The sequence below is a fragment of the Brevibacterium ammoniilyticum genome (genome assembly GCF_038429965.1).
Taxonomy (GTDB): Bacteria; Actinomycetota; Actinomycetes; order Actinomycetales; family Brevibacteriaceae; genus Brevibacterium; species Brevibacterium ammoniilyticum.
In genome coordinates this window covers 50,538-74,809 of sequence record NZ_BAABNP010000014.1, presented here as the reverse complement: position 1 = coordinate 74,809, position 24,272 = coordinate 50,538, and the positions used below count along the sequence as shown (strand labels likewise).

At 69.1% G+C, this 24,272-nt stretch carries 20 protein-coding genes and 2 tRNA genes; 13 read left to right on the top strand and 9 right to left on the bottom strand.

All coding sequences use genetic code 11. From position 1 onward, the window contains the following. Window positions 1-184 precede the first annotated feature (184 nt). Window positions 185-261: transfer RNA gene (locus tag AAHA49_RS14925), tRNA-Met, on the bottom strand. Window positions 262-464: 203 nt separating this feature from the next. On the opposite strand from AAHA49_RS14925, the gene AAHA49_RS14920 reads away from it, so the two are divergent. Beyond that, a complete protein-coding gene (locus tag AAHA49_RS14920) occupies window positions 465-1,013 on the top strand; it encodes a YceI family protein (protein ID WP_342038834.1) in 549 nt (182 codons plus the stop codon). Window positions 1,014-1,230: 217 nt separating this feature from the next. On the opposite strand, the gene AAHA49_RS14915 is transcribed toward AAHA49_RS14920, so the two are convergent. The 5 genes from AAHA49_RS14915 to AAHA49_RS14895 are packed head-to-tail and all read right to left on the bottom strand — an operon-like array spanning window position 1,231 to window position 6,103. Further along, complete coding sequence (locus AAHA49_RS14915) at window positions 1,231-2,493, bottom strand: aminotransferase class I/II-fold pyridoxal phosphate-dependent enzyme (protein ID WP_342038833.1); 1,263 nt, start codon at window positions 2,491-2,493, stop codon at window positions 1,231-1,233. After that, on the bottom strand, window positions 2,490-3,275 hold the full coding sequence (hisN, locus tag AAHA49_RS14910) for a histidinol-phosphatase (protein ID WP_342038832.1): 786 nt from the start codon (window positions 3,273-3,275) through the stop codon (window positions 2,490-2,492). The genes AAHA49_RS14915 and hisN overlap by 4 nt, the downstream gene beginning before the upstream one ends. Before the next feature lie 9 nt (window positions 3,276-3,284). Next, the gene (gene rsgA, locus AAHA49_RS14905; protein WP_342038831.1) at window positions 3,285-4,304 is read right to left on the bottom strand and encodes a ribosome small subunit-dependent GTPase A; all 1,020 of its coding nucleotides are present in this window, start codon (window positions 4,302-4,304) and stop codon (window positions 3,285-3,287) included. 1 nt (window position 4,305) lies between these two features. Beyond that, a complete protein-coding gene (gene aroA / locus AAHA49_RS14900; RefSeq protein ID WP_342038830.1) occupies window positions 4,306-5,619 on the bottom strand; it encodes a 3-phosphoshikimate 1-carboxyvinyltransferase in 1,314 nt (437 codons plus the stop codon). Next, entirely contained in the window at window positions 5,606-6,103 is a 498-nt protein-coding gene (locus AAHA49_RS14895; RefSeq protein ID WP_339391884.1) for a DoxX family protein, read from the bottom strand. The genes aroA and AAHA49_RS14895 overlap by 14 nt, the downstream gene beginning before the upstream one ends. Window positions 6,104-6,334: 231 nt before the next feature. On the opposite strand from AAHA49_RS14895, the gene AAHA49_RS14890 reads away from it, so the two are divergent. Together AAHA49_RS14890 and rsrA are read left to right on the top strand one after the other, a co-directional pair. Then, window positions 6,335-6,952: a sigma-70 family RNA polymerase sigma factor gene (locus AAHA49_RS14890; RefSeq protein WP_422614403.1), complete on the top strand. Its 618-nt coding sequence runs from the start codon at window positions 6,335-6,337 to the stop codon at window positions 6,950-6,952. Continuing rightward, entirely contained in the window at window positions 6,949-7,215 is a 267-nt protein-coding gene (rsrA, locus tag AAHA49_RS14885; protein WP_339391882.1) for a mycothiol system anti-sigma-R factor, read from the top strand. The genes AAHA49_RS14890 and rsrA overlap by 4 nt, the downstream gene beginning before the upstream one ends. Before the next feature lie 126 nt (window positions 7,216-7,341). On the opposite strand, the gene AAHA49_RS17870 is transcribed toward rsrA, so the two are convergent. Genes AAHA49_RS17870 through AAHA49_RS14875 form a run of 3 tightly spaced genes read right to left on the bottom strand, consistent with a single transcriptional unit; the run spans window position 7,342 to window position 11,887 of the window. After that, window positions 7,342-7,416 carry a 50S ribosomal protein bL37 gene (locus AAHA49_RS17870; protein WP_100227367.1) on the bottom strand — a complete coding sequence of 25 codons (75 nt, stop codon included), beginning with the start codon at window positions 7,414-7,416 and terminating at the stop codon, window positions 7,342-7,344. A 59-nt stretch (window positions 7,417-7,475) separates the two neighbouring features. Then, entirely contained in the window at window positions 7,476-8,093 is a 618-nt protein-coding gene (locus AAHA49_RS14880; protein ID WP_342038829.1) for a GDSL-type esterase/lipase family protein, read from the bottom strand. Beyond that, window positions 8,090-11,887: a multifunctional oxoglutarate decarboxylase/oxoglutarate dehydrogenase thiamine pyrophosphate-binding subunit/dihydrolipoyllysine-residue succinyltransferase subunit gene (locus AAHA49_RS14875; protein WP_342038828.1), complete on the bottom strand. Its 3,798-nt coding sequence runs from the start codon at window positions 11,885-11,887 to the stop codon at window positions 8,090-8,092. The genes AAHA49_RS14880 and AAHA49_RS14875 overlap by 4 nt, the downstream gene beginning before the upstream one ends. 101 nt (window positions 11,888-11,988) lie before the next feature. On the opposite strand from AAHA49_RS14875, the gene guaB1 reads away from it, so the two are divergent. The 10 genes from guaB1 to lysA all read left to right on the top strand — a co-directional run bounded on the left by guaB1 (window position 11,989) and on the right by lysA (window position 24,265). After that, window positions 11,989-13,446 (top strand): GMP reductase, encoded by a 1,458-nt coding sequence (gene guaB1 / locus AAHA49_RS14870; RefSeq protein ID WP_342038827.1) that lies wholly within the window; start codon window positions 11,989-11,991, stop codon window positions 13,444-13,446. Window positions 13,447-13,571: 125 nt separating this feature from the next. Next, complete coding sequence (locus AAHA49_RS14865) at window positions 13,572-14,903, top strand: hemolysin family protein (RefSeq protein WP_339391878.1); 1,332 nt, start codon at window positions 13,572-13,574, stop codon at window positions 14,901-14,903. Continuing rightward, window positions 14,900-15,937: a hemolysin family protein gene (locus tag AAHA49_RS14860; protein ID WP_342038826.1), complete on the top strand. Its 1,038-nt coding sequence runs from the start codon at window positions 14,900-14,902 to the stop codon at window positions 15,935-15,937. Before AAHA49_RS14865 ends, AAHA49_RS14860 begins: the two co-directional genes overlap by 4 nt. 245 nt (window positions 15,938-16,182) lie before the next feature. Continuing rightward, on the top strand, window positions 16,183-17,148 hold the full coding sequence (locus AAHA49_RS14855; protein WP_342038825.1) for a M15 family metallopeptidase: 966 nt from the start codon (window positions 16,183-16,185) through the stop codon (window positions 17,146-17,148). Between the two features lie 80 nt (window positions 17,149-17,228). Continuing rightward, window positions 17,229-17,301 (top strand) — tRNA-Arg (locus AAHA49_RS14850). Between the two features lie 74 nt (window positions 17,302-17,375). Continuing rightward, window positions 17,376-18,134, top strand: coding sequence for an ABC transporter ATP-binding protein (locus tag AAHA49_RS14845; RefSeq protein WP_342038824.1), 759 nt, complete (start codon window positions 17,376-17,378; stop codon window positions 18,132-18,134). Continuing rightward, window positions 18,131-20,668: an ABC transporter permease gene (locus AAHA49_RS14840; protein ID WP_342038823.1), complete on the top strand. Its 2,538-nt coding sequence runs from the start codon at window positions 18,131-18,133 to the stop codon at window positions 20,666-20,668. The genes AAHA49_RS14845 and AAHA49_RS14840 overlap by 4 nt, the downstream gene beginning before the upstream one ends. Before the next feature lie 43 nt (window positions 20,669-20,711). Next, the gene (locus tag AAHA49_RS14835) at window positions 20,712-21,875 is read left to right on the top strand and encodes an MFS transporter (protein WP_342038822.1); all 1,164 of its coding nucleotides are present in this window, start codon (window positions 20,712-20,714) and stop codon (window positions 21,873-21,875) included. Between the two features lie 74 nt (window positions 21,876-21,949). Continuing rightward, window positions 21,950-22,825 (top strand): DALR anticodon-binding domain-containing protein, encoded by an 876-nt coding sequence (locus AAHA49_RS14830; protein WP_342038821.1) that lies wholly within the window; start codon window positions 21,950-21,952, stop codon window positions 22,823-22,825. Next, window positions 22,826-24,265, top strand: a complete 1,440-nt coding sequence (gene lysA, locus AAHA49_RS14825; protein WP_342038820.1) for a diaminopimelate decarboxylase — start codon at window positions 22,826-22,828, stop codon at window positions 24,263-24,265. It begins immediately after the preceding gene. Window positions 24,266-24,272 lie beyond the last annotated feature (7 nt).

Genomic DNA, 24,272 nt, shown 5'->3' with positions numbered 1-24,272 from the left:
GACGGCATCGGCATCCAGAAGGGGTGGGGAGGACGACGCGGGTGACGCGCCCGGAAAAGACACACTTTCTGTCCTATAACCCCGATATTCCGCCTCGGCGTGGATCGAGAGTGACCAGGCAGGGGAGGGTGCGTGAATGAGAAGAACCCCCAGTCAGTTGAACTGACTGGGGGTTCTGCCACTGTGGTGGCGGGGGGAGGATTTGAACCTCCGACCTCCGGGTTATGAGCCCGGCGAGCTACCGAACTGCTCCACCCCGCGGCGTGGTCTCAACAATACAGGAGCGCATTTCCCGGAGACAAATCCTGGACAAGTGACCTTTGCCACACGGTAACCTGGGGTTCACTCTCGCCGCCCATCCTGAGAGGCGGCTGGATCTTGCGCGAGGGGGACTTGCATGTAGTTGAACGTTGAACTATAGTCCTTCATGTACTTCAAATTTCAACCATAAGGAGACAAGCCAGATGACCGCTCTTCCGAACGGACTCAGCGCCGGCACGTGGAACATCGACCCGAACCACTCCGAGTTCACCTTCACCGCCCGCCACGCCGGTGTGTCGAAGGTCCGCGGCAACTTCGAGACGATCGCCGGCACCGTCGAGGTCGGCGACACGCTCGAGGACAGCTCGGTGACCGCCGAGGCCGTCGTGGACTCGATCAACACGCGCAACGCCCAGCGCGACCAGCACCTGAAGACGAGCGACTTCTTCGCCGCCGATCAGCACCCGAAGCTCACCTTCACCTCGACCGGCATCAAGGCCGAATCGGGTGACGAGTTCGCTCTCGAAGGCGACCTGACGATGCGCGGCGTGACGAAGCACGTGGTCTTCAACGCCGAATTCAACGGCGCCGGCACCGATCCGGCCGGCACTCCGGTTGCGGGCCTCTCGGCCGAGACGACGGTCGACCGCAAGGAGTTCGGCATGGAGTTCAGCGCCGTGCTCGGCGGCGGCGAGCTCCTCGTCTCCGACAAGATCAAGATCGCCCTCGAGCTCGAGCTCGCGAAGGCCTGATCGCTCGGCCCCATTCGCGCCGATCAATACGCAGCGGACCGTTCCTTCCGGAACGGTCCGCTGCGTCGTCTCTGCGGCTCTGTGGCCCTTCGGCACGATCAGCGGTCGCCCAGGGTCAGGTGACTAGAGCAAAGCGCCCAGGGTCAGCCTCCCGGCTCAGTCGATCAGCGCCGCAATCGGTCAGTGCCGAAGGCGTTCGGCGCTTCACGACAGCGACTCAGCGCCGAAGCAGGTCGGGATCTGCCTCGAGTGAGGCGGCGAGCGTCCGGAAGCGTGCAGCACCCTCCTCGACGTCGGCAGGCGACTTGCAGAACGAATACCGGATCGCACTCCGGTACGCCGCATGCGCGGGAGTCCCCGCCCGGCACAGGGCTGGCACGGGAATGCCGACGAGGCCGTGCTCGCGGGCGAGGAGGTCGTTGAGCGCGAACGCATCGAGTTCCGTGAGCGCGGAGAAGTCGACCACCGTGAAGTATCCTGCCGCCGGCCTCGAGACGACAGCCCCGGGCACACTCTCACACGCCGGCACGAGCAATCCTGCCCGTTCGGCCAGTGACCGCCGGTTCGACAGGACGAAGGCGTCGTCGGAGTTCAGCAGGCGGGCGAGCCCGATCTGCATCGGCCCGCCTCCGGTGAACGTGAGGAACTGCTTGACGGCCTGGATCGCGGCACGCACCGGCGGGGCGGCGATGACCCACCCGAGCTTCCAGCCGGTGATGTTCCAGCTCTTGCCCGCCGAGGAGACGGTGACGACCCGGGAGGCGTCCGTGACCGCGAGCGCCGGAGGCACATGCGCCGCCTCACCGAGCACGAGCTGCTCGTAGACCTCGTCGGTGAGGATCCACGCATCGGCCGACTCGGCCGCCTCCCCGATGCGGGCGAGATCGGCACGGGAGAAGACGAACCCGGTGGGATTGTGCGGAGTGTTGACGATGACGAGTGCCGGCCCGGTCGCCATCGCGGCAGCGAACGCCTCCCAGTCGGGCTGGAAGCCGCCGTCGCCGTCGGGCAGCACGGGAACTGTGACGAACTCTCCACCGGCGGCGGCCACCGCGGCCGGATACGAGTCGTAGAACGGTTCGAACGCGACGACCGTTCCGCCTCGGGGCACGAGCGCGAGGATCGCCGCCGTCAGCCCCTCGGTCGCCCCGCAGGTGATGAGGACCTCTTCGGTGTCGACGGCCTGACTGAAGTCCCGTGCCCGCTGTCGGGCGACGGCCTCGAGCAGAGCGGGATGACCCTGACCGGGAGCGTACTGGTTGTACCCTTCGTGCATCGCCTCGGCGGTCGCCTCTATGAGCGCAGGCGGAGCATCCGTGCCCGGGGCGCCCTGCCCGAGGTTGATCGCCCCGGTCCGGATCGCCAGCTGGGTCATCTCGCCGTAGATCGTCTCCGAGATCGTCCCGTCCGCCCCGATGAGTCCCGCCGCCTCGGCCATCTCCCGCCACAGCGGGGAGCGTGAGAGGTCCGGCATGCTCATGAGGCGACCTCCGGCCGACCGAGGGCGTCGAGCACCGAGGTGTGCAGCCGCCCGTTCGTCGCCACCGCATTCCCGCCGAAGGGACCGGGGACGCCGCGCGTGTTCGTGAATGTCCCGCCCGCCTCGACGACGATCGGCACGAGCGCCCCCATGTCGTAGAGGGCGAGCTCGGGTTCGCACGCGATGTCGACGGCCCCCTCGGCTACGAGCATGTACGAGTAGAAGTCCCCGTACCCGCGGGAGCGCCACACCCGGTCGGTCAGGGCGATGAAGTCGTCCCGCACACCCAGATCCCGCCAACCGCTCAGCGATGCGAATGACAGAGAGGCATCGCCGAGGTCGTCGACCCCGGAGACCGCGATCCGACGCACCGGTCCGCCCGCGAACGAAGCGAACGCTCCCTGCCCCGCGGCTGCCCACCAGCGGCGGGAGAGGGCGGGGGCGGAGACGACGCCGAGCAGCGGACGCTCACCCTCGTAGAGGGAGATGAGGCTCGCCCACACGGGGACGCCGCGGACGTAGTTCTTCGTCCCGTCGATGGGATCGATGATCCATCGGCGCTCACTCGTCCCGTGCGCACCGAACTCCTCACCGAGGACGCTGTCCTCCGGCCGGGTGAGCGCGAGCCGTTCGACGATCGCGGCTTCGACGGCCCGGTCGCATTCGGTGACGGGGGTGAGATCCGGTTTCGTCTCGATCGTGAAGTCCTGGGCGATGAAGCGGGAGAGACTGAGCGAATCAGCGAGATCGGCGAGGTCGAGGGCGAGATCGAGGTCGTTCATCCCTCCACTCTAGCCAGCGTTGGCCAGCAGCCTCCGCAGCGACTCCAGCCGTGAGACCCCGCCGGGCCCGCCCCGGCCCTCGGCCACCCACGCGTCGAGTCGGCAGCCGGGGGCATCGGCGAGGTGGGTGCACCCGCGCGGACATTCGGTGGTCGCCTCGACGAGTTCGGGGAATGCGGCGAGCAGACCGTCCCGGTCGACGTGGGCGAGGCCGAAGCTGCGCACTCCGGGGGTGTCGATGAGCCAGCCGCCGGTCGCCAGCGGCAGGCACACCGCCGAGGAGGAGGTGTGGCGACCGCGGCCGGTGACGTCGTTGACGTCCCCGGTGGCCCGGTCGGCGGCGGGCACGAGGGCATTCGTCAGCGTCGATTTGCCGACCCCGGAATGGCCGACGAGGACGCTGATGTGACCGGCCAGCCGAGAGGCCACCTCGTCGTCGGAGAGGCTGCCGTCGGGGCGCAGGCCCGAGGAGACGATGTCGACCTCGGCGGCGGAGAAGCGCCGGGCGATCTCGTCGGCGGGCGCGAGATCCGTCTTCGTGACGATGATGAGCGGGGTGATTCCCGCGTCGATGGCCGCGGTCAGGGCCCGATCGATGAGCCCGAAGGAGGGTTCCGGGTCGAGCGTCGCGGTGACGATGCCCATGAGGTCGACGTTGGCGACGATGACGCGTTCGGTCGGGTCCGTGTCATCGGCGCTGCGGCGCAGCAGGGTGCGCCGCTCGGTGACCTCGACGAGCCGGGCCAGGCTGCCCTCGGCGCCCGAGGTGTCGCCGACGATGCGGACGATGTCGCCGGGGACGACGGCCACTCGGCGCAGGTGGGAGGCCCGCACCGCGGTCACCGTCGTTCCCTCGGCGTCGAAGGCGCCGGCGGCGTCGGCGAGGACGACGCGGTAGCGGCCCCGGTCGACGGCGATGACGAGACCGGTCACCGCCTCCTCATGGCTGGGGCGGTTCTTCGTGCGGGGGCGAGTGCCCTTCCGGTTCGGTCGCGGACGGTAGTCCTCGTCGCGGAAGATGCGCGCCATCTCAGGCCTCGGAGCCGAGCATGGCTTCCCACAGCTGAGCGAACTCCGGCAGTGTCTTGCCCACCGTGCCGACGTTCTCGATGACGATGCCGGGTCCGACGAGGGCGAGCACCGCTCCCGCCATGACCATCCTGTGGTCGTGGTACGTGTGCCAGAGGCCGGCGCCGAGGCGGCCGCCGGTGATCGTCAGCGCATCGGGGGCCTCGGCGACGGTGATGCCCAGCGCGCTGAGTTCGGCGGTCAGGGCTGCCAGCCGGTCCGTCTCGTGCCCGCGGAGGTGGCCGATGCCGCGCAGATGAGAGGTGCCCGGCGCGAGCGCGGCCAGGGCCGCGACGACGGGGGTGAGCTCGCCGACCGCGGAGAGGTCGAGGTCGACGGGGGAGAGGACGGCCGGTCCGCTCACGCGCAGGCCCTGCCGGGTCAGGTCGACCTCGGCGCCGAAGGCCGCGGCGATGCGCCGGAAGTCATCGCCTGCCTGGGTCGTGTGCGCAGGCCACCCCGGCACGGTCACCGTCCCACCCGTCGCGAGCGCCGCAGCGAGGAAGGCTGCGGCATTGGACAGGTCGGGTTCGACGACGACGTCGAGTCCGCGCGGCAGTCCCGGTTCGACGATCCAGTGCTCGGCATCGGGTTCGCTGACATCGACCCCGGCGTCGGCGAGGACCTCGAGGGTCATGTCGATGTGCGCCCGGCTGGGCACGGGCCGGCCGCGGTTGCTCAGGTCGAGGCCCAGCGGCATCGCCGCAGCGGCGAGCAGGAGACCGGAGACGAACTGGCTCGAGGAGCCCGCCGCGATCTCGAGGTGACCCCCGCGCAGCGCCGACCCGGCGTGGATCGTCATCGGCAGAGTGCCGTCGCTTGCGGTGATCGTCGCGCCGAGGCGGTTCAGCGACTCGATGGTGACATCCATAGGACGCACCCGGGCCTGCTCGTCGCCGTCGATGACGACCTCCCGACCCGTGGCCGCCGCGATCGGAGGCACGAAGCGCATGACGGTGCCCGCGAGTCCGCAGTCGATGACCGCCGGTCCCGCCGAGGCGGCCGTGGCGAAGTCGATGGGAGTGACGACGAGCGCGTCCCCGTCCTCGACGATCGTCGCGCCGAGCTGTCGCAGGGCCGCGACCATGAGCTCGGTGTCACGGCTGCGCAGCCACCCGCGGACGATCGACTCGGATTCGGCGAGTGCGGCGAGGACGAGGTATCGGTTGGTCAGCGACTTCGACCCGGGGACGGTGACGACGGCGTCGATCCGTCCGGCCGGGGGCGCCGGTCGCCAGTCCCCGGAGGCCACGGGCGCGGCCTCAGTCGACGCCAAGGGCACTCATTGCCTGCTTCGAGGTGTTCTCGACCGAGGACCACAGGTCTTCGGCGGCGTGCTGGGTGCGCCACCACAGTCCGGGCTTGCCGGCGGTGTCGACGCTGGCGAGCAGGGCACCGCCGAGCATCGAGGTGCGGGTGAGCGTGCGTTCGAGGCGTGCGCGCTTCTCCTCCTTCGACGTGGCCTTCTCGGCGGCGATGCGTTCGCCGATGGTGTCGAGCAGGTAGGTCCCGACGAGGATCGAGGCGCTGAAGCGGGGGAAGCGGCCGATCGCCAGTAGGGAGCCCGCGGCGACCTGTGCGGCGCCCGTCGCCCGGGCCAGGGTCGTCGCGTCGAGCGGCACATCGACCCGCTTGCGCGCCTGAGCGAGCAGGGGTGAGATCGAGGCCGCGGCCGCCTCAGGGTGGCGGAGTCGGGCGACGCCGTTGCTGATGTAGCCGGCGGCCAGCATGGGCCGGGCGAGAAGACGAATCGGAGACACAGGGTTCCTTCCTGACGCTGTCGGGCATCTCACCCGCAAGCATAGCCGAGACGGGAATATCGTGACCGCCGCTGGGCGTTCACTGAGCAGACGTCGCTGGGGCTCGCAGCCCCCGCGACCCGGGACCCGCCTCGGCGTGGGCTGTGTGCAGGGTCCGAGTGAACCGAGGATGAGGAGGAGTCGATGAGCGCCACTGCCGTGCTGGAGAGATCGGGCGTACCATTGACCGTGATGACCGAATCAGTCAGAGAAGCCACCGAAGCCGAGACCGAAGCCGAGCGCTCGGCCCGCTTCGAGCGCGATGCCCTCGAATACCTCAACCAGCTCTACGCTGCGGCCCTGCGGATGACCCGCAATCCCGCCGACGCCGAGGACCTGGTTCAGGAGGCGTACGCGAAGGCCTATGCAGCGTTCCACCAGTACACCCCCGGCACGAACCTCAAGGCGTGGCTCTACCGGATCCTCACGAACACCTTCATCAACAACTACCGCAAGAAGCAGCGGCAGCCGCAGGAGCACGGCAGCGAGGACATCGAGGACTGGCAGATCGCCCAGGCGGCGAGCCACACCTCGTCCGAAGGTCGGTCCGCCGAACTCGAGGCCCTCGACCACCTGCCCGACTCCGACATCAAGGACGCCCTCTCGGCTCTGCCCGAGGACTTCCGGATGGTCGTCTACTACGCCGACGTCGAAGGCCTGCCGTACAAGGAGATCGCCGAGATCATGGACACTCCCATCGGCACCGTGATGTCGCGCCTGCACCGGGGCCGCCGCCAGCTGCGCGAGATGCTCTCGGAGTACGCGGCCGAGCGCGGCTTCGGCACGTCCGAGGGAGGTGCGAAGAAATGAGTGAGAGCGAATGCTGTGAGAGCGTGCGCGCCGAGTCGCTCATGCGCATCTACCACTACCTCGACGGTGAGCTGACGACCACGGAGATCCGTGAGATCTCCATCCACCTCGAGCACTGTCCCTCCTGCCATGACGAGTACGAGATCGAGGCGATGCTCAAAGAGGTCGTCCGCCGCTCGTGCGGTCGGGAGGAGGCGCCCCTGGGGCTGAAGGAGAAGATCCGGCGGCGCATCGCCGTCGAACAGGTCCGCTGGCAGCGCTGAGAACGACGCGCAGCGCTGAGCACGGGCAGCGCTGCGCTGACACCTGCGCTTAAGAAATAATACGAAGGCGGGGAGAGTCATCTGACTCTCCCCGCCTTCGTGTGTGCACCTTGAGTGCACGCTGGATCAGCTGTTCGGACGCTTGCCGTGGTTGGCATTCGAACGACGGCGATCGCGACGCTTGCGGCCTCGCTTGCTCATAGCAGTTCTCCTTCGATTGGACGGTTCATTGTTTCACGTCAGCGGACCGGGGTCCAAGTTCACGCGTCGTCGCCGAGGACGTCCCTGACTCCCAGCCACGGGAACCACCCGCGGTGGAGGACGAGCCACGCGAGCAGCCCGTAGCCCTCCTGGGCGGGCAGACGGTCATGGGAGGACGCGAGCTCGCGCTGCCAGACCGGATGGCCGAGCAGCGGAGTGTACGTGTCGACGTAGGGGATGCCGCGGCGTTTGGCGACATCGGAGAAGCTGCCGTTGAGCTCCGCGATCGCCCGGTTGCGGTCGGTGCCGTGATCGGGCGGGGGCCCGATGACGAACGCGGAGACCTTGCGGGAGAGTGCCTCGTCCAAGACGTTGGCGACATCGAGTCGCGCCCGGGCGACGGAGCGGCCCGTGTCGAGGTCTCCGGAGCCGAGGGCGAGGACGAGACGGTTGTCGCCGTCCTCGGTGAAGCGCAGCGCGGCTTCGGACATCGCTCGCGCGTGGAGGCCTGCGGAATCCTCCCGGCCCACGGCCAGGGGATAGACGCGCAGACCGGGCAGCGACGGCAGAGTCCGCGCGGTCACCCTGCCCACCCATCCGAGACCGCGGCCGTCGCCGTGGCCGGCCACCAGGGGGCCGCCGACCACGGCGATCGTCGTCGAGGTCTCGGAGCTCACCGCTGCAGCACCCTGCCGACGACCTCTTCCTGCTGGAGCTCGTGGACGTGCTTGAGTCCGGTCGCCGTCGACGCCGAGGCGGGACGGGCGACGAGGGTGAGGTCACGACCGCCGAGGAGCGGGGTGAGGTTGAGGGCCATGAACGGCCATGCACCCTGGTTCTCCGGCTCCTCCTGCGCCCAGACGAGTTCGGCGTCGGCCGGGTAGCGGTCGAGGAGAGCGGTGATCGCGGTCTCGTCGAGCGGGTAGAGCTGCTCGACGCGCACGAGCGCGGTCGTGTCGTCGCCTGCCTTCTCGCGCTGGGCGAGCAGCTCCCAGTAGAGCTTGCCGGAGACGAGGACGACCTTCTTCACCTGCGAGGGATCGACGCTCGGATCGTCGATGACGGCTTCGAACTTCCCGGAGGTGAAGTCCTCCGGCGAGTTCGCCGCCGCCTTGAGGCGCAGCATCGACTTCGGGGTGAAGACGATGAGCGGACGCTTGTTCGGGGTCAGCGCGTGCCGGCGCAGAAGGTGGAAGTACGAGGCGCCCGAGGACGGGAAGGCCACCGTCATGTTCGACTCCGCGCACAGCTGCAGGTAGCGCTCGATGCGCGCCGAGGAATGGTCGGGTCCCTGTCCCTCGTAGCCGTGGGGCAGGAGCATGACGACACCGGAGTTCTGCTGCCACTTCTGCTCGGAGGAGGAGATGAACTCGTCGATGACCGACTGCGCGCCCTGCGCGAAGTCGCCGAACTGCGCCTCCCACGCCACGAGGGCGTCCTTGCGCTCGACCGAGTAGCCGTACTCGAAGCCGACGGCCGCGTACTCGCTGAGCAGGGAGTCGTAGACGTAGAAGCGGGCCTGGTCGTCGCTGAGGTTCTGCAGCGGCGTCCACTCGTTGCCGTTGACCGAGTCGATGAGCACCGAATGGCGCTGGACGAAGGTGCCGCGGCGCGAGTCCTGGCCGGCGAGCCGGACGGGGATGCCCTCGATGAGCAGCGAGCCGAAGGCCAGCAGCTCGGCGAAGCCCCAGTCGATGCCGCCGTGCAGCGCCATCTCCCGGCGCTTCTCGAGCAGCGCCCGCAGCTTCTTGTGGACGGTGAAGCCCTCGGGCACGTCGACGAACGCCTCGCCGATGAGCTTCAGCGTCTCCGGGCTGATCGCCGTGGACACGTCGTTGAGCGCTTCGATGTCGCTGGGACGGTGCGGGGCGTTGAAGGCGCTGCCCTTGCCGGAGCCGGACTCGGCTGCCTTCGTCTCGGCGAACGCGGACTCCAGCTTCGACTGGTAGTCCTTGAGCGCCTCGGCGGCCTCGTCGTCGGTGATGCACTTCCTGCCCACGAGGGACTCGGTGTAGAGCTTGCGCACCGACCCCTTCTTCTCGATGAGGGAGTACATGAGCGGCTGGGTCATCGACGGGTCGTCGCCCTCGTTGTGGCCGCGGCGACGGTAGCAGACGAGGTCGATGACGACGTCGCGGTTGAATTCCTGCCGGTACTCGAAGGCCAGCCGGGCCGCGCGGACGACGGCCTCGGGGTCATCGCCGTTGACGTGGAGGATCGGGGCGTTGATCGACTTCGCGATGTCCGTGCAGTAGAACGACGACCGCGCCGAGGCGGGCGGAGTCGTGAACCCGACCTGGTTGTTGATGATGATGTGGATCGTGCCGCCGGTGCGGTAGCCGCGCAGCTCGGAGAGGTTGAGCGTCTCGGCGACCACACCCTGACCGGCGAACGCGGCATCGCCGTGGACGAGGACGGGCAGGACCGTGAAACCGGTCTCACCCTGGTCGATGACGTCCTGCTTCGCGCGCACGATGCCCTCGAGGACCGGGTCGACGGTCTCGAGGTGGCTCGGGTTCGCCGCGACGTAGACGTTCGTCGAATTGCCCGAGGGCGAGGTGAACGAGCCCTGCGTGCCCAGGTGGTACTTGACGTCGCCGGAGCCCTGCACGCTGTCGGGTGACATCGTGCCGTCGAACTCGCGGAACATCTGCGCGTACGACTTGCCGGCGATGTTCGTGAGCACGTTGAGGCGACCGCGGTGGGCCATGCCGATCGCGACCTCTTCGAGTCCGGAGTCCGCGGACTGGTTGAGGACCTCGTCGAGGAGGACGATGGCCGACTCGCCGCCTTCGAGGCTGAAGCGCTTCTGGCCGATGTACTTCGTCTGCAGGAACGTCTCGAACGCCTCGGCGGCGTTGAGGCGGCCGAGGATGTGACCCTGTTCGGCGCGCGTGAGCTCCTGGTGGGGGACCTCGATCTTCGCCTGGAACCAGCGGCGCTGGAGCGGATCGGCGATGTGCATGTACTCGAACCCGATGGTCCGGCAGTAGCTCTCGCGCAGCAGTCCGAGGATGTTGCGGAAGGCCATCATTGGCTTCGCGCCGAAGCCGCCGGTGGGGAACTCGCGCTCGAGGTCCCACAGGGTCAGGCCGTGCTGGTTGATGTCGAGGTCGGGGTGCGAGCGCTGCCGGTAGACGAGCGGATCGATGTTGGCCATGAGGTGGCCGCGGGTCCGGTAGGCGTCGATGAGCTCGATGACGCGCGCGGTCTTGTTGACGTCGTCCTGGTCCTCGGCTGAGACGTCGGGAACCCAGCGGACCGGCTCGTACGGCAGGCGCAGGGACTCGAAGACGTCGTCGTAGAAGCCATCCTCGCCGAGCAGGTAGCCGTGGACGAGCTTGAGGAACTCGCCGGAGCCGGCGCCCTGAATGACCCGGTGATCGTAGGTCGAGGTCAGGGTGAGGACCTTCGAGACGGCGAGGTTGTTGATCGTCTTCTGGCTCGCACCCTGGAATTCGGCCGGGTAGTCGAGCGCACCGACTCCGACGATCGCGCCCTGGCCCTTGGTCAGGCGGGGGATCGAGTGGACGGTGCCGATGCCGCCGGGGTTCGTCAGCGACACGGTCGTGCCGGCGAAGTCATCGGCGGTGAGCTTGCCCTTGCGGGCCTTGTCGACGAGCCCGTCGTAGGCGTCGACGAACTGGCGGAAGGACAGCGTCTCGGCCTTCTTGACGTTGGGCACGAGCAGCGATCGGGTGCCGTCCTTCTTCGGGACGTCGATCGCGAGGCCGAAGTTGATGTGCGCGGGCGAGACCATCGCGGGCTTGCCGTCGCGGACGTCGTAGGAGACGTTCATCGACGGGAAGTTCTTCAGCGCCCGGATCACGGCGAAGCCGATGAGGTGGGTGAAGGAGACCTTGCCGCCGCGGGTGCGCTTGAGGTGGGAGTTGATGACGATGCGGTTGTCGATGAGCGCCTTCGCCGGCAGGGCCCGCACCGAGGTGGCCGTCGGCATCTCGAGCGACTCGTCCATGTTCTTGGCGATGAGCTTCGCGGGCCCGCGCAGCGGGGTGACCGTCTCCTCCGGGGCCGGCTTCGGCTCTGTGTCCTTCGTCGTCACCTTCGGCACCGACTTCGTCTCGGCCTTGAGCGTCTCGGACTCCGCCGAGGACGGGGAGACGCCGCGGGCGGATTCCTTCGAGGTCGGCACCGCGTCGGGACGGCCGGTCTGGGCTGCATCCTTCGACGGGGCTGCGTCCTTCGACTGCGGGGCGGTCTTGGCGGAGGAGCTCGTGGGCTCTGCCGCCTGCTCGGACTTCGCCGCAGGCTTCGTCGACTGGCCCGCAGGTGCGGAATCCGCAGCGGAGGTCGTCTGCGCTCCGTCCGTCTTCTCGTACTGGTCGAAGAACGGCCACCACGACTTGTCCACAGAGTTCTTGTCTGACTTGTACTGTTCGTACAGTTCCTCAACCAACCACTCGTTCGATCCGAAGTCGTCGACGGTGCGGTTCGGAGTATTGACGGACACGGCGCTGATCGCCTACTTCCTGTTCAAGAATAGCTGCAATACGACACATACCAGCCTAACGCGATGTGCTCCGCTATGTGCACATGGGGGACAATAGTGTCATGCGTTTCATTTCACACCAACCGGATCACGACCTCACGTATTCCGACGTCTTCCTTGTCCCCAATTCCTCGGCGCTGACCTCGCGCTTCGACGTCGACCTCACGACGACGGACCCCACCGCCTCGCCGACGCCGATCGTCGCGGCGAACATGACGGCCGTCTCGGGCCGCCGGATGGCGGAGACGATGGCCCGCCGCGGCGGGCTGGCCGTCCTGCCCCAGGACATCCCGCTCACCGCCGCGGAGGACACGATCGGCTGGGTCAAGAGCCGCGACCGCGTCTTCGAATCCGCGCTGCGCTTCTCCGCAGGCGACACCGTGCTCTCCGCCCTCCACGTCCTCGGCAAGCGCTCCCACGGATTCGGCGTCGTCGTCGACGAGGCGGGTCGGCTCGAGGGCATCATCGCCGCCGACGATCTGCGCGGCGTCGACCGCTTCGCCTCGGTCGGCGAACTCATGCAGACCTCGCCGCAGGTCATCCGCGCCTCCGAGGTCGACTGGGAGGACCCGGAGGCCCTGGCCGCCCTGTTCGAGACGATGAACGAAGCGCGCACCGACTACGCCGCGGTCGTCGACGACGACGGCGTCCTCCTCGGCGCGCTCACCCCGAAGTCGCTGCTGCGCTCCTCCATCTACACCCCCAACCTCGACGCCGAGGGTCGCCTGAAGATCGCCGCGGCGATCGGCGTCAACGGCAACGCCGTCGAACGGGCCCGAGCGCTCGTGGCCGCCGGGGCCGATGCGCTCGTCATCGACACCGCCCACGGTCACCAGGCGAAGATGCTCGACGTGCTCACCGCGGTCGCGGCGGCCGACCTTGGCGTGCCCATCGTCGCCGGCAACGTCGTCACCGCCGACGGGGTCCGCGACCTCGTCGCCGCCGGCGCAGACATCGTCAAGGTCGGGGTCGGTCCCGGGGCGATGTGCACGACGCGGATGATGACGGCCGTGGGCCGTCCCCAGTTCTCCGCGGTGGCCGAATGCGCTGAGGCGGCCGCCGAACTCGGCGCCCACGTGTGGGCCGACGGGGGAGTCCGCTACCCCCGCGACGTCGCCCTGGCGCTGGCCGCCGGTGCCTCCCAGGTGATGATCGGCTCATGGTTCGCCGGCACCCACGAATCCCCGGGCGACCTCCTCGTCGACGGTGAGGGACGGAAGTACAAGGAGAGCTTCGGCATGGCCTCGGCGCGCGCCGTGGCCAATCGCACCCGCACGGAGTCGGCGTTCTCCCGTGCCCGCAAGGGCCTGTTCGAGGAGGGCATCTCCTCGTCGACGATGTACATCGATCCGTCCTCCCCGGGCGTCGAGGACCTCCTCGATGCGATCACCTCCGGTGTGCGCAGCTCATTCACCTATGCCGGTGCCCGCGACCTCGGCGGATTCGCCGAGCTGGCCAGCGTCGGCGTGCAGAGCGCCGCCGGCTACGAAGAGGGTCGACCCGTGAGCGGAAGTTGGTAGGATCGTCCCATGCTCAGTGACAGTCCCTGCCGGCGGGAAGCCGGCGCCCCAGACGATGACCCCCTCCCCGCGAGGCTCATCACGAGAGATCTGACTCTCACCCCGTCCGAGGGGACACGTCACTGATGGAATGGCTGTTCCTCGCCCTGGCCCTCCTCCTGATCTGCGGCACGGGCATCTTCGTCGCAGCCGAATTCTCGCTCCTCACCCTCGACCGGCACACGGCCGATCAGGCCGTCGCCGACGGCGTCGTGGGGGCGAAGACGCTGCGGCAGTCGATGACGCACCTGTCGACGCAGCTGTCCGCGGCCCAGGTCGGGATCACGATCACCACTCTGCTCACCGGCTACCTCATGGAGCCGTCGCTGGGTCGGCTGCTCTCCCCGGTCTTCGAGGCGTGGGGGCTGAGCCCCGGCCTCTCGGAGCCGTTGGCGCTGACGATCGCGCTCATCGTCTCCACCGTGCTGTCGATGATCTTCGGCGAACTCGTGCCGAAGAACCTCGCGATCGCCGTGCCCCTGGCCACCGGCCGGATCGCCGCCCCGATCCAGTACGTCTTCTCCGTCGTCCTCCGCCCGGTCATCGCCGCGCTCAACGGGACGGCGAACAAGATCCTCCTGGCCATGGGCATCGAACCCCAGGAGGAGGGCTCGGTGGGCCGCTCGCCCGACGAGCTCACCTCGCTCGTGCGCCACTCCGCCGAGGAGGGCGTCCTCGACGAGCAGACGGCGGGACTGCTCGAGCGCACCCTCTCCTTCTCCGAACGCACCGCCGAGGACGTCATGACCCCGCGCACGCGCATGTCCTCGGTCGTCAAGGACACCACGGCGCGCCAGATCATCGAACAGGCGCGTGAGACCGGCTACTCCCGGTTCCCCGTCGCCGGTGAGGACAAGGACCACATCGTCGGCGTCGTCCACGTCAAACAGGCCTTCGCGGTGCCCGTGGCCAACCGCGACGACGCCTATGCCGGGGGCCTGATGACCGAGGTCACCGAGATCCCCGAGACCCTGCGCCTCGACCCCCTGCTCATGGAGCTGCGCGGCAAGGGCATGCAGATGGCCGTCGTCGTCGACGAGTTCGGCGGCACCGCCGGTGTCGTCACGCTCGAGGACGTCGTCGAGGAGCTCGTCGGCGAGGTCGCCGACGAACACGACCGCATGCGCGTAGCCGCCCGTCCGGCCCGCGACGGCTCGTGGATCGTGCCCGGCCAGCTGCGACCCGACGAGATCCGCACGACGATCGGCCTGAGCATCCCCGAGGACCCCGACTACGAGACGATCGCCGGATTCGTGCTCAAGGAGCTCGGCCGCATCCCCGTCCCCGGCGACGAGGTGCGCACCCCGGATGCGCTCATCCGCGTCGAGCGGATGCACGGGCGCCGGATCGAACGCCTCCGGGTGGTGCTGCGGGCCACCGACCACGCCCTCTACGAACAGGACGGAGGTGCGGCATGAGTGACTGGGTGGGCCTCATCTGGCTCGTCGTCCTGCTGCTGGGCAACTCGTTCTTCGTCGCCGCCGAATTCGCCATCGTCGCCGCGAAACGCTCCCAGGTCGAGCCGCGCGCCGCGGCAGGTTCGGCTGCCGCCCGGACCGCGCTCTACGCGATGGAGCACGTCTCGCTCATGCTCGCGATCTGCCAGCTCGGCATCACCGTGTGCTCGCTGCTGCTCGGCAACGTCTCCGAGCCGGCGATCAAGCATCTGCTCTCCGGTCCGCTCGAGGGCCTCGGCATCCCCGAGAGCCTGTCGACGACGATCTCGTTCATCCTCGCCCTCGGCGTCGTCACCTACCTCCACGTCGTCATCGGGGAGATGGTGCCCAAGAACATCGCCCTGGCGACCTCGGGCCGCGCCGTCATGCTGCTGGCCCCGCCGCTCGTCTTCCTCTCTCGGGTCTTCGGGTTCGTCATCCGCCCGCTCAACGGGCTGGCCAACGCCGTGCTGCGGCTCATCGGCATCGAACCCAGGGACGAGGTCAACGAGGCGTACACGATCGAACAGGTCGAGTCGATCGTCGCCGAATCCAAGCGCGAGGGACTGCTCAGCGACGAGACCGGCCTGCTCAAGGGCGCACTCGAGTTCAGCGACAAGACCGCCGCCGACATCATGGTGCCGATGACCGACCTCGTGACGATCAGCGAGAAGGTGACACCGGACGAACTCGTCACCCTCGTCGGGAAGACCGGGTACTCGCGGTACTTCGTCGTCGACGAGGACGGCTATCCGGAGAGCTACCTCCACATCAAGGACGTCCTCTACACCGATCGCGACACCGAGCCCGTGCCCGCCAAGCGCTTCCGTCCGCTCTTCACCGTCCGTGCCGACGACGAGGTCGAAGAGGCGCTCGCGCAGATGCAGAAGGTCGGCATCCACGTCGCCCGGGTGCTCTCGGACGAGGACGAGGTGCTCGGCGTGCTCTTCCTCGAGGACGTCCTCGAGGAGCTCGTCGGCGAAGTCCAGGACGCGATGCAGCGCGGACGGATGTGAGTTCGGCCACGTCCGGTGACTCGCATCTCCGCGCAACTGTGGCCTGTGTAACGGAATGTTACGAAGAATGGGTGTCCGGGACCTGCCAGGTCTCGTTCCGACACGCATGACGGGCGTATCGACCGAGGTGAGAGCCGAAACGTTGCCGAGACATGACATTCTGTAACAATGCCGTTATAGTGTTGTGACATAAGCTTTTCCTTCGCTCGCGATGACAGCGGGCGTGCCCGACAGTACGGAGTGATATGTCGAGTGAGACCTCGACCGTGGAGGCGCCGATCCGCCGCCGCGATCTACGCAAGCAGCACGCCTCTTCGAGCGTTCCTTCTTCCTCTTCCTCCTTCCAGCCCTCCACGGCGACGCAGTCGCTGTCCCCGCGTCGCGCCGCCATGGCCGCCGAGGCCGCAGCGCAGGCCGGTTCGCCGCGCCGGGCCGCGATGGCCGCCGAGCGCACCTCCGGCTCCGTCGCCGCCTTCGCCGGAAGCCGCGGCTCCGACGGCGCTCTGCTCCGCTCGGTCCGCCGCAAGCGCGTGACCACCGCCTCGGCGCTGGCCACCGTCTCCGTCACCGGTACGGCGATCGCCGCGGTGATGATCGCGGGCAACATGGGCGGACAGGAAGTCAAGGTCGACGAGACCGTCGCCGCCTCGCAGGCCAAGGCGATCAACGCCGAGACCGTCTCCGCGGACATCCCCGCCACCGACGAGAAGACGAGCGTCGAGATCGGCGCCCCGAGCGCGAAGCAGAACAAGGTCGAGGCCGCCTCGCGGGCGATCGAGAAGACGGTTCTGCCCGGCTGCTCCGGGAAGGCGCCGAAGGGTTCGCCCTCGAACGGCGAACTGCCCGAGGAATGGCTGTGCAAGGTCGGCGTCGGCGATCACAAGCTGCGCTCGGACGCCGCTGTCGCCTTCGCGGAGATGAACGCCGCGTTCAAGAAGGACACCGGCAAGGACATCGGCATCACCGACTCGTACCGCGACATGGCCGGCCAGGTCTCCGTGGCCGCCCGCAAGCCCGGCTTCGCCGCCCGCCCGGGCACCTCGAACCACGGCTGGGGGCTCGCCCTCGACCTCGACACCTCGAACTACGACTGGCTCGAAGCCAATGCCGGCAAGTACGGCTGGGAGAACCCGGACTGGGCCAAGGCGAATGCCTATGAGCTCTGGCACTGGGAGTACGTCCCCGGTCGCAAGGACATGAAGGGCTCCTGACCCGTTCGCCCCGTGCTGGCTGCCAGCACGGGGCGTCGTTTTGGGATCGGTGCATCGTCGGTGATAGCATGACATGCGTTGCCCGCGTAGCTCAGTGGATAGAGCGTCTGCCTCCGGAGCAGAAGGTCGTAGGTTCGAATCCTGTCGCGGGCACAGCGATCCGCCCATCTCCATCGCCGAGGTGGGCGGTTCTTCGTTTGCGCCCCCAACCGTTGACGAGGTCACCGATGTCGAACGCGAACACTGGCAAGGACCCGGACGAGGTGGTCCTGCGCGCCCGCGGGCTGCGCAAGAGCTTCGGCCGCGAGGAGACGGCGGTGACCGCCCTCGATGACATCACCGTCGACTTCGACGCGGGCCGCTTCAGTGCCATCATGGGTCCCTCCGGGTCGGGCAAGTCGACGTTCATGCACGTTCTCGCCGGCCTCGACCGGGTCGATTCCGGGCAGATCCTCATGCGCGGCGAGGACATCACCGGGCTCGACGACCGTGAGCTGACCCAGCTGCGCCGCGACCGCGTCGGATTCATCTTCCAGGCCTTCAACCTCGTCCCCACCCTCAACGCCGACCAGAACATCGACCTGCCGGTCTCACTGGCCAGAGGCACCGTCGACGAGGAGTGGAAGGCGGAGATCGTCGAGCGCCTCGGCATCGGCGACAGGCTCAAGCACCGCCCGCACGAACTCTCCGGCGGACAGCAGCAGCGGGTGGCCGTGGCCCGGGCGCTGCTGACGAAACCCGATGTCGTCTTCGCCGACGAACCCACCGGCAACCTCGACTCCCTCTCCGGCGCCGAGGTCCTCGATCTCCTCCACGCCGCCGCCTCGCAGTACGGTCAGACGATCATCATGGTCACCCACGACCCCGTCGCGGCCGCCCACGCCGACCGCGTCGTGCTGCTCAAGGACGGTCGTGTGGGCGGTGAGATCACCGCGCCGACGACGGAGTCCGTCGTCACCGCGCTCAGCGAGCTGAGCGCCCGATGATCGCAGTCGCCCTCGCCCAGATCCGCGTCCACTGGGCGCGGTTCACGGCGATCGGCCTGGGCATCGCGCTGGCCGCCGGCTTCGTCTCGGCCACCCTCATCGTCAACTCCTCGCTCCAGGAGAGCATGCGGGAGGGGATCGGGGCGACATTCGCCCGGGCCGACGTCGTCGTCCTGCCCGCGCCGGGAGCCGCCATCGACCCCGCCGAGGTCGCAGCCCTGACCCGGGAGCTCTCCGGAGTTCCAGGAGTGCGGGCGGTCGAGGTCAGCGCCACCGCGATCGCCTCGGCCCGCGGCAGCGGTGTGCGCGACACCGATTTCGCGGTGACACCCGCCCCGGTGGATCCGCGGCTCGACACCTTCTCCATCACCACCGGCACCCGCCCGATCGGCCCCACCGACCTCGTCCTGTCCGCGGACACGGCCGCGGACCTCGGCCTGCGAGTGGGTGACACTCTGCGGTTCTCCACGGGCACGGCGCGCATCGACACGGATGCCGACTCGCAGCCGATCTACCGCGGTCCGCGGCACTCGGCGACCGACTTCACCGTCGTCGGGCTCGCGGAGATGGGCAACGACCCCCGGTACGTGGGCACGGCCCGGGCGATGACCACCTCGGCGAGCTACCGGGAGCACTTCGCACGGACCGGCGACGTCTCCGCGATCCAGATCGGAACGGCCACGGGCACTGACCCCGCCGAGGTGGGCCAGGGGATCGAGGCAGCACTCGGCGGGACCGCCCTGGCCGAGCGCATGGAGACGATGACCGTCGACGAGGCGGTCGATCGGAAGGTCGCCGAGTTCTCCGAAGGCAGCGACTTCATCGCCTGGATGCTGCTCGGCTGTGCGGGGATCTCCGTCGTCGTCGCCGTCCTCGTCGTTTCGAACACCTTCTCCGTCATCGTCGCCGGGCGTCGGCGGGAGCTCGCACTGCTGCGGTGCATCGGGGCCTCGCGGTCCCAGCTCTACGGCTCCGTCCTCGTCGAGGGCGTCATCGTCGGGGTGGTCGGTTCGATCCTCGGGGTGCTCGCCGGCGTCGGGGTCAGTGCGGTGCTCATCGGCATCGTCGCCGAGGTGTGGCAGCGCGAACTCTCCTACGTGTCCCTGTCCGTGCCGGCGTGGACGCTCATCGCGGGCGTCGTCGTCGGGGTGCTGCTCACCCTCTCGGCGACGATCCGCCCCGCTCGCGCGGCGATCGCCGTGACCCCGCTCGAAGCCCTCCAGCCCTTCGACGTGCCGAGCGCACCGACCTCCGGGTCCCGCGCCCGGCGGCTGCTGGGGTGGGGGAGCATCGGACTCGGGATCGTCGCCGTCGCGCTCTCCCTCATCTTCGCCGCGGCCTCCGGCGTCTGGGTGCTCGTCGGGGCGCTCGGAGGCACCCTCGTCGTCATCGGCCTCGTCCTGTGCTCAGGTGAGATCATCCCGCCGGTGGTCTCGTGGTTCGGCGACCTCGTCGTCAGTCCGTGGGGACTGCCCGGGCAGCTGGCGACGCTGAACACCCTGCGCAACCGCCGGCGCACCGGGTCGACGGCGGCGGCCCTGGTCATCGGGGTCACCCTCGTGTCCACGCTCGTCGTCGGCGGCATGTCGACGAAGGCGACGTTCGGCGCGGGCCTGACCCAGCACTTCCCGGTCGACGTCGCCGTCAACCTCGGCAATGCCGCGGACCAGGACGTCGTCGACCGCATCCGCGGCATCGACGGCGTCGACACGGCGGCTCTGGCCTATCACGCGGCCGTCGTCGACAGCGAGGCGGAGCTCTACATCGTCGACCCGGACTCGCTCAGCGCCCTCCTCGGCGAGTCGGCCCCGACACTCGTGCCGGGACGCGTGACGGTGCCCGAGGACTTCACGGGCGACACGGTGCAGGTGCGTGGACTGACCACGGCCTCGCTGCCGGTCGAGAAGTCCGGGGAGTCGGATCGGGTGTACTTCACCACCGCAGATGTGGGCAACCGGATCGGGGTCTCCGCCGCCTCGACGGCCGTGCTCATCACCCTGCGCCCCGACCAGAGCGTCACCGACGTGCTGCGCATCCGCCAGGACGTCGCCGAGGCGCTCGATGTCACGACCGACGAGGTCATCGGCTCCGCCGTCGACCGCGGGCTCTTCGCGCAGGTCATCGACATCCTCCTCCTCATGGCCGTGGGCGTGCTCCTCATCGCCGTCCTCATCGCGCTCATCGGAGTGTCGAACACCATCAGCCTCTCCGTCATCGAACGCCGGCGGGAGAACTCCCTGCTCCGGGCGCTCGGTCTCAGCCTCACCCAGCTGCGCGCCCTCCTCGCCTTCGAAGCCGTCCTCATCTCCGTCGTCTCGGCGCTCATCGGCCTCGCCCTGGGCGGTGCGCTCGGCATCGTCGGCACCCGACTCATCACCGTCGACTTCTCGAACGCCTTCGTCGTCGACTGGTCCATCCCCGCGTCCCTGGGCATCCTCGCAGTCGCCGTGGTCGCCGGCATCCTCTCCGCCCTCGCCCCCGCCCGGCGCGCGTCTCGGCTCTCTCCCGTCGAAGGGCTCAAGCAGGAGAACTGACCCGGCCGGCGGCCGACTGTGCCGGCAGTGGTAGAAAGGCCCCATGAGAACCGCGATCATCCTCACAGGAATCGTCGTCGCGGCATTCAACCTCCGTCCCGGGGTCACCGGGCTCTCCCCGCTGCTCGAAGCGATGGGGGAGGAGATCCGCCTCGGCGGGGGATTCCTCGCCGTCATCGGCATGCTGCCGCCGCTGCTGTTCGGACTCTGCGGCTTCGCCGCCCCACGGCTGATCGCCCGCTTCTCCGCGGTGACGATCACGCTCACGGCGACCGCGATGATCGCGGTGGGTCTCGGCGTCCGCGCGCTCGTGTCCGACCCGTCCGCGTTCCTGCTGCTCAGCGTGCTTGCGCTGGCCGGCATGGGGATCGGCAACGTCGTCCTGCCCCCGATCGTCAAAGCCTACTTCCCCGACCGGGTCGCCTCCGTCTCGACCCTCCACGTCGGCCTCCTCCAACTCGGCACCTTCGTCCCGCCGCTCGTCGCGGTGCCGCTGGCGAACGCGCTGAGCTGGCGGGGTTCCCTGCTCGTGTGGGCCGGCACCGCCGTCGTCGCCGTGGCCGTGTGGATCGTCATCACAGTCCTTCGCCCCGCGCCCCGGACGACGGTGAGCGCCACCGCGGTCGGGGGCCGGGAGCTCAGGCGACTGCTCTCGACGCCGCGGGCCTGGGCGCTCATGACGATGACGGGCATGACCTCGTTCAACAACTTCATCCTCTTCACGTGGCTGCCGCCGCTGCTCACCCGCGCCGGATTCGACTCGGCCTTCGCCGGGGCGATGCTCGCCCTGGTCACCGCGATCCCGCTCGTGCTCGGCTTCGTCCTGCCCGCCCTGGCCGTCCGGCTGCGCTCGGCGGCGTCGATCGTCATCGCCTTCTGCCTCAGCCTCGCCGCCGGCTACCTCGGCCTCTGGCTCGCCCCGCAGGCGGCCCCTGTGCTCTGGACCGTGCTCCTGGGCATCGGGATCTCGACGTTCCCGCTCGCCCTGACGCTGATCACCCTGCGCTCGCGCGGCCCCGAGGCCTCGGCGGCCCTCTCGGGCTTCGTCCAGGGTGGGGGCTACCTGCTCGCCGCGACCGGTCCGCTCCTCTTCGGCCTCCTCGTCGACAGCGGCCCGGGCCTGGGTGCCGCATTCGCCCTCGTGCTCGCCTCCGTCGTGGTCAAACTCGCCGTCACCGTGCCGGCGACCCGACCCGGCCACATCTGAGGCGGCCCCCGGGCGCAGGAGCGTCGTCCGCGGACGATTCGGTGCCCGAGACGCCCGCCGAGTACGCTGGTCGCGTGACCCCGGAACAGCTGCGCACCGTCCTCGCCGAGGCGGTGGCCCAGACCACCCGGTGCGCGCAGCAGCCCGAGGGCGCGGTGCTCCGGCGCGCCGATGCGCGCACCCCCGGCCACTGGCATTCGACCATCGCGCTGCGTGCGGCCGCACAGTCCGGCGGCGACCCCCGCGAGGTGGCCGATCGCATCGCCGAGGCGGTGCGCACCCACCCCGACATCGCGGCCGTGACCGTGACGGGCCCCGGGTTCCTCGGCATCGAGGTCCGTGCGGCGGCCCTCATCGCCGCGGTCACCGCGCTCATCGCCGAACCCGAACCGGGCAGCGGCCCTGAACCGAGCAGCGGCCCTGGACGGAGCGCTGCCCCTGAACCGGGCGGTGTCCCTGAGCTGAACGGAGCCGAAAGTGTGCCGGCGGTGAGGACGTCGAACGAAGGGGCGTCGACCGTGTGGGGGGTCGACGCTCAGCTCGTCCGCCGGGCCGTCGACGCCAATCCGGCCTACCTGCTCATGCGCACACACGCGCACACCCGCAGGCTCCACCGTCGCGCCGTGGCCGCAGGCCTGCCCGCGGCTGCGCCGGATGCGGCCGCCGAGCAGCTCGACGCCGTCGACCGCAGCCTCCTCGTGCACATCATCGACACCCCCGCGACCGCGGACCGCGCGGTCACCGCAGGCGACCTGCGCCCTCTCGTTCTCGCCCTCGACGAGCTCTCCCGCGCCTACCTCGCGTGGACGGGCGACCACGAGATCGTGCCCACGATCGACCACGACATCACCGGCCTCCACGCCGCGCGCCTGCGCCTCGTGGACGGCGTGACCACGGTCCTCGCCCGAGGACTGCGACTGCTGGGCGCCCCCGCCCCGGAGAGGATGTAGATGCCCGCGCACATCGCAGGACCCCTGCACGCGACCCCGGCACCCGTGTGGCTGCCCTATCCTGACGACGTCAACGCCGTCATGCCCAGCCTGTGGTCGGACAACGTGACCAAGGACGAGTCCGGGGTGCTCACGGTGGCCGGTCATCCGGTGACCGATCTCGCCGAGCGGTACGGCACTCCGACCTTCGTCTTCGACGTCGACGACTTCGTCTCCCGGGCGCAGCTCTACCGGCAGGCTTACACGGCCGCGTTCGCGCCCGACAGCGGTCTCGCCGGCATCGACGTGTTCTACGCCGGCAAGGCCTTCCTCTGCACCGCCGTGGCCCGCTGGGTGCACGAAGCCGGCCTCGGACTCGACACGTGCTCGCTGGGGGAGATGATGATCGCGCGTGCCGCCGGGGTTCCCGGGGACCGGGTCGGCCTGCACGGGAACAACAAGTCCGTCGCCGAACTCGAGTACGCCCTCGACTACGAAGTGGGTCGCATCATCGTCGACAGCCTCGACGAGATCGATCGGCTCGAGACCGTGGCCGCGGCCAAGGGACTCATCGCCCCCGTCATGCTCCGCGTCACGGTCGGCGTCGAAGCCCACACCCACGACTTCATCGCCACCGCACATGAGGACCAGAAGTTCGGTCTCTCGGTCTCCGCGGGCAAGGCCGCCGAGGCCGCCGCCCGCGTCATCGATTCCGCCCACCTGCGCCTCGACGGCCTCCACTCGCACATCGGCTCGCAGATCTTCGACATCTCCGGCTTCCAGGTCGCCGCCGCCCGCGTGCTGGCCCTGCGGGCCGAGATCATGGCCGAGCACGGCGTCGACGTCCCCGAGGTCGACCTCGGCGGAGGCTTCGGCATCCGCTACACCTCCCAGGACACCCCGATCCCCGTCGCCGAGATGGCTGCCGAACTCGCGTCGGTCGTGGCCAAGGAGTGCCGGGGACTGGGCACTCACGTCCCCCGGATATCGATCGAACCCGGGCGCGCGATCGTCTCGCCCGCGGTGTTCACCCTCTACCGGGTCGGGACCGTCAAGGAGGTCGTCACCGATGAGGGCGTGCGCACCTACGTCGCCGTCGACGGCGGGATGAGCGACAACATTCGGACAGCTCTCTACGACGCGGACTATTCGTGTACCTTGGCCAATCGGAACTCGCCAGCCGCACCCGTCGTCGTCCGCGTCGTCGGAATGCACTGCGAGTCCGGTGACATCGTCGTCCGTGACGAGTACATGGGCGCTGACGTCGCACCCGGCGACCTCGTCGCCGTTCCCGGCACCGGCGCGTACTGCCGGGCCCTGTCGAGCAATTACAATCATGTCACTCGGCCGGGGGTTCTCGCCGTGACCCGGGATAGGGTGGACTGGATCGTCACCCCGGAGACGTATGCGCAGCTCTTCGCCAGCGACCCGGGAATGGCGGACCCGACCACCGCCCAGTGAGCACCAC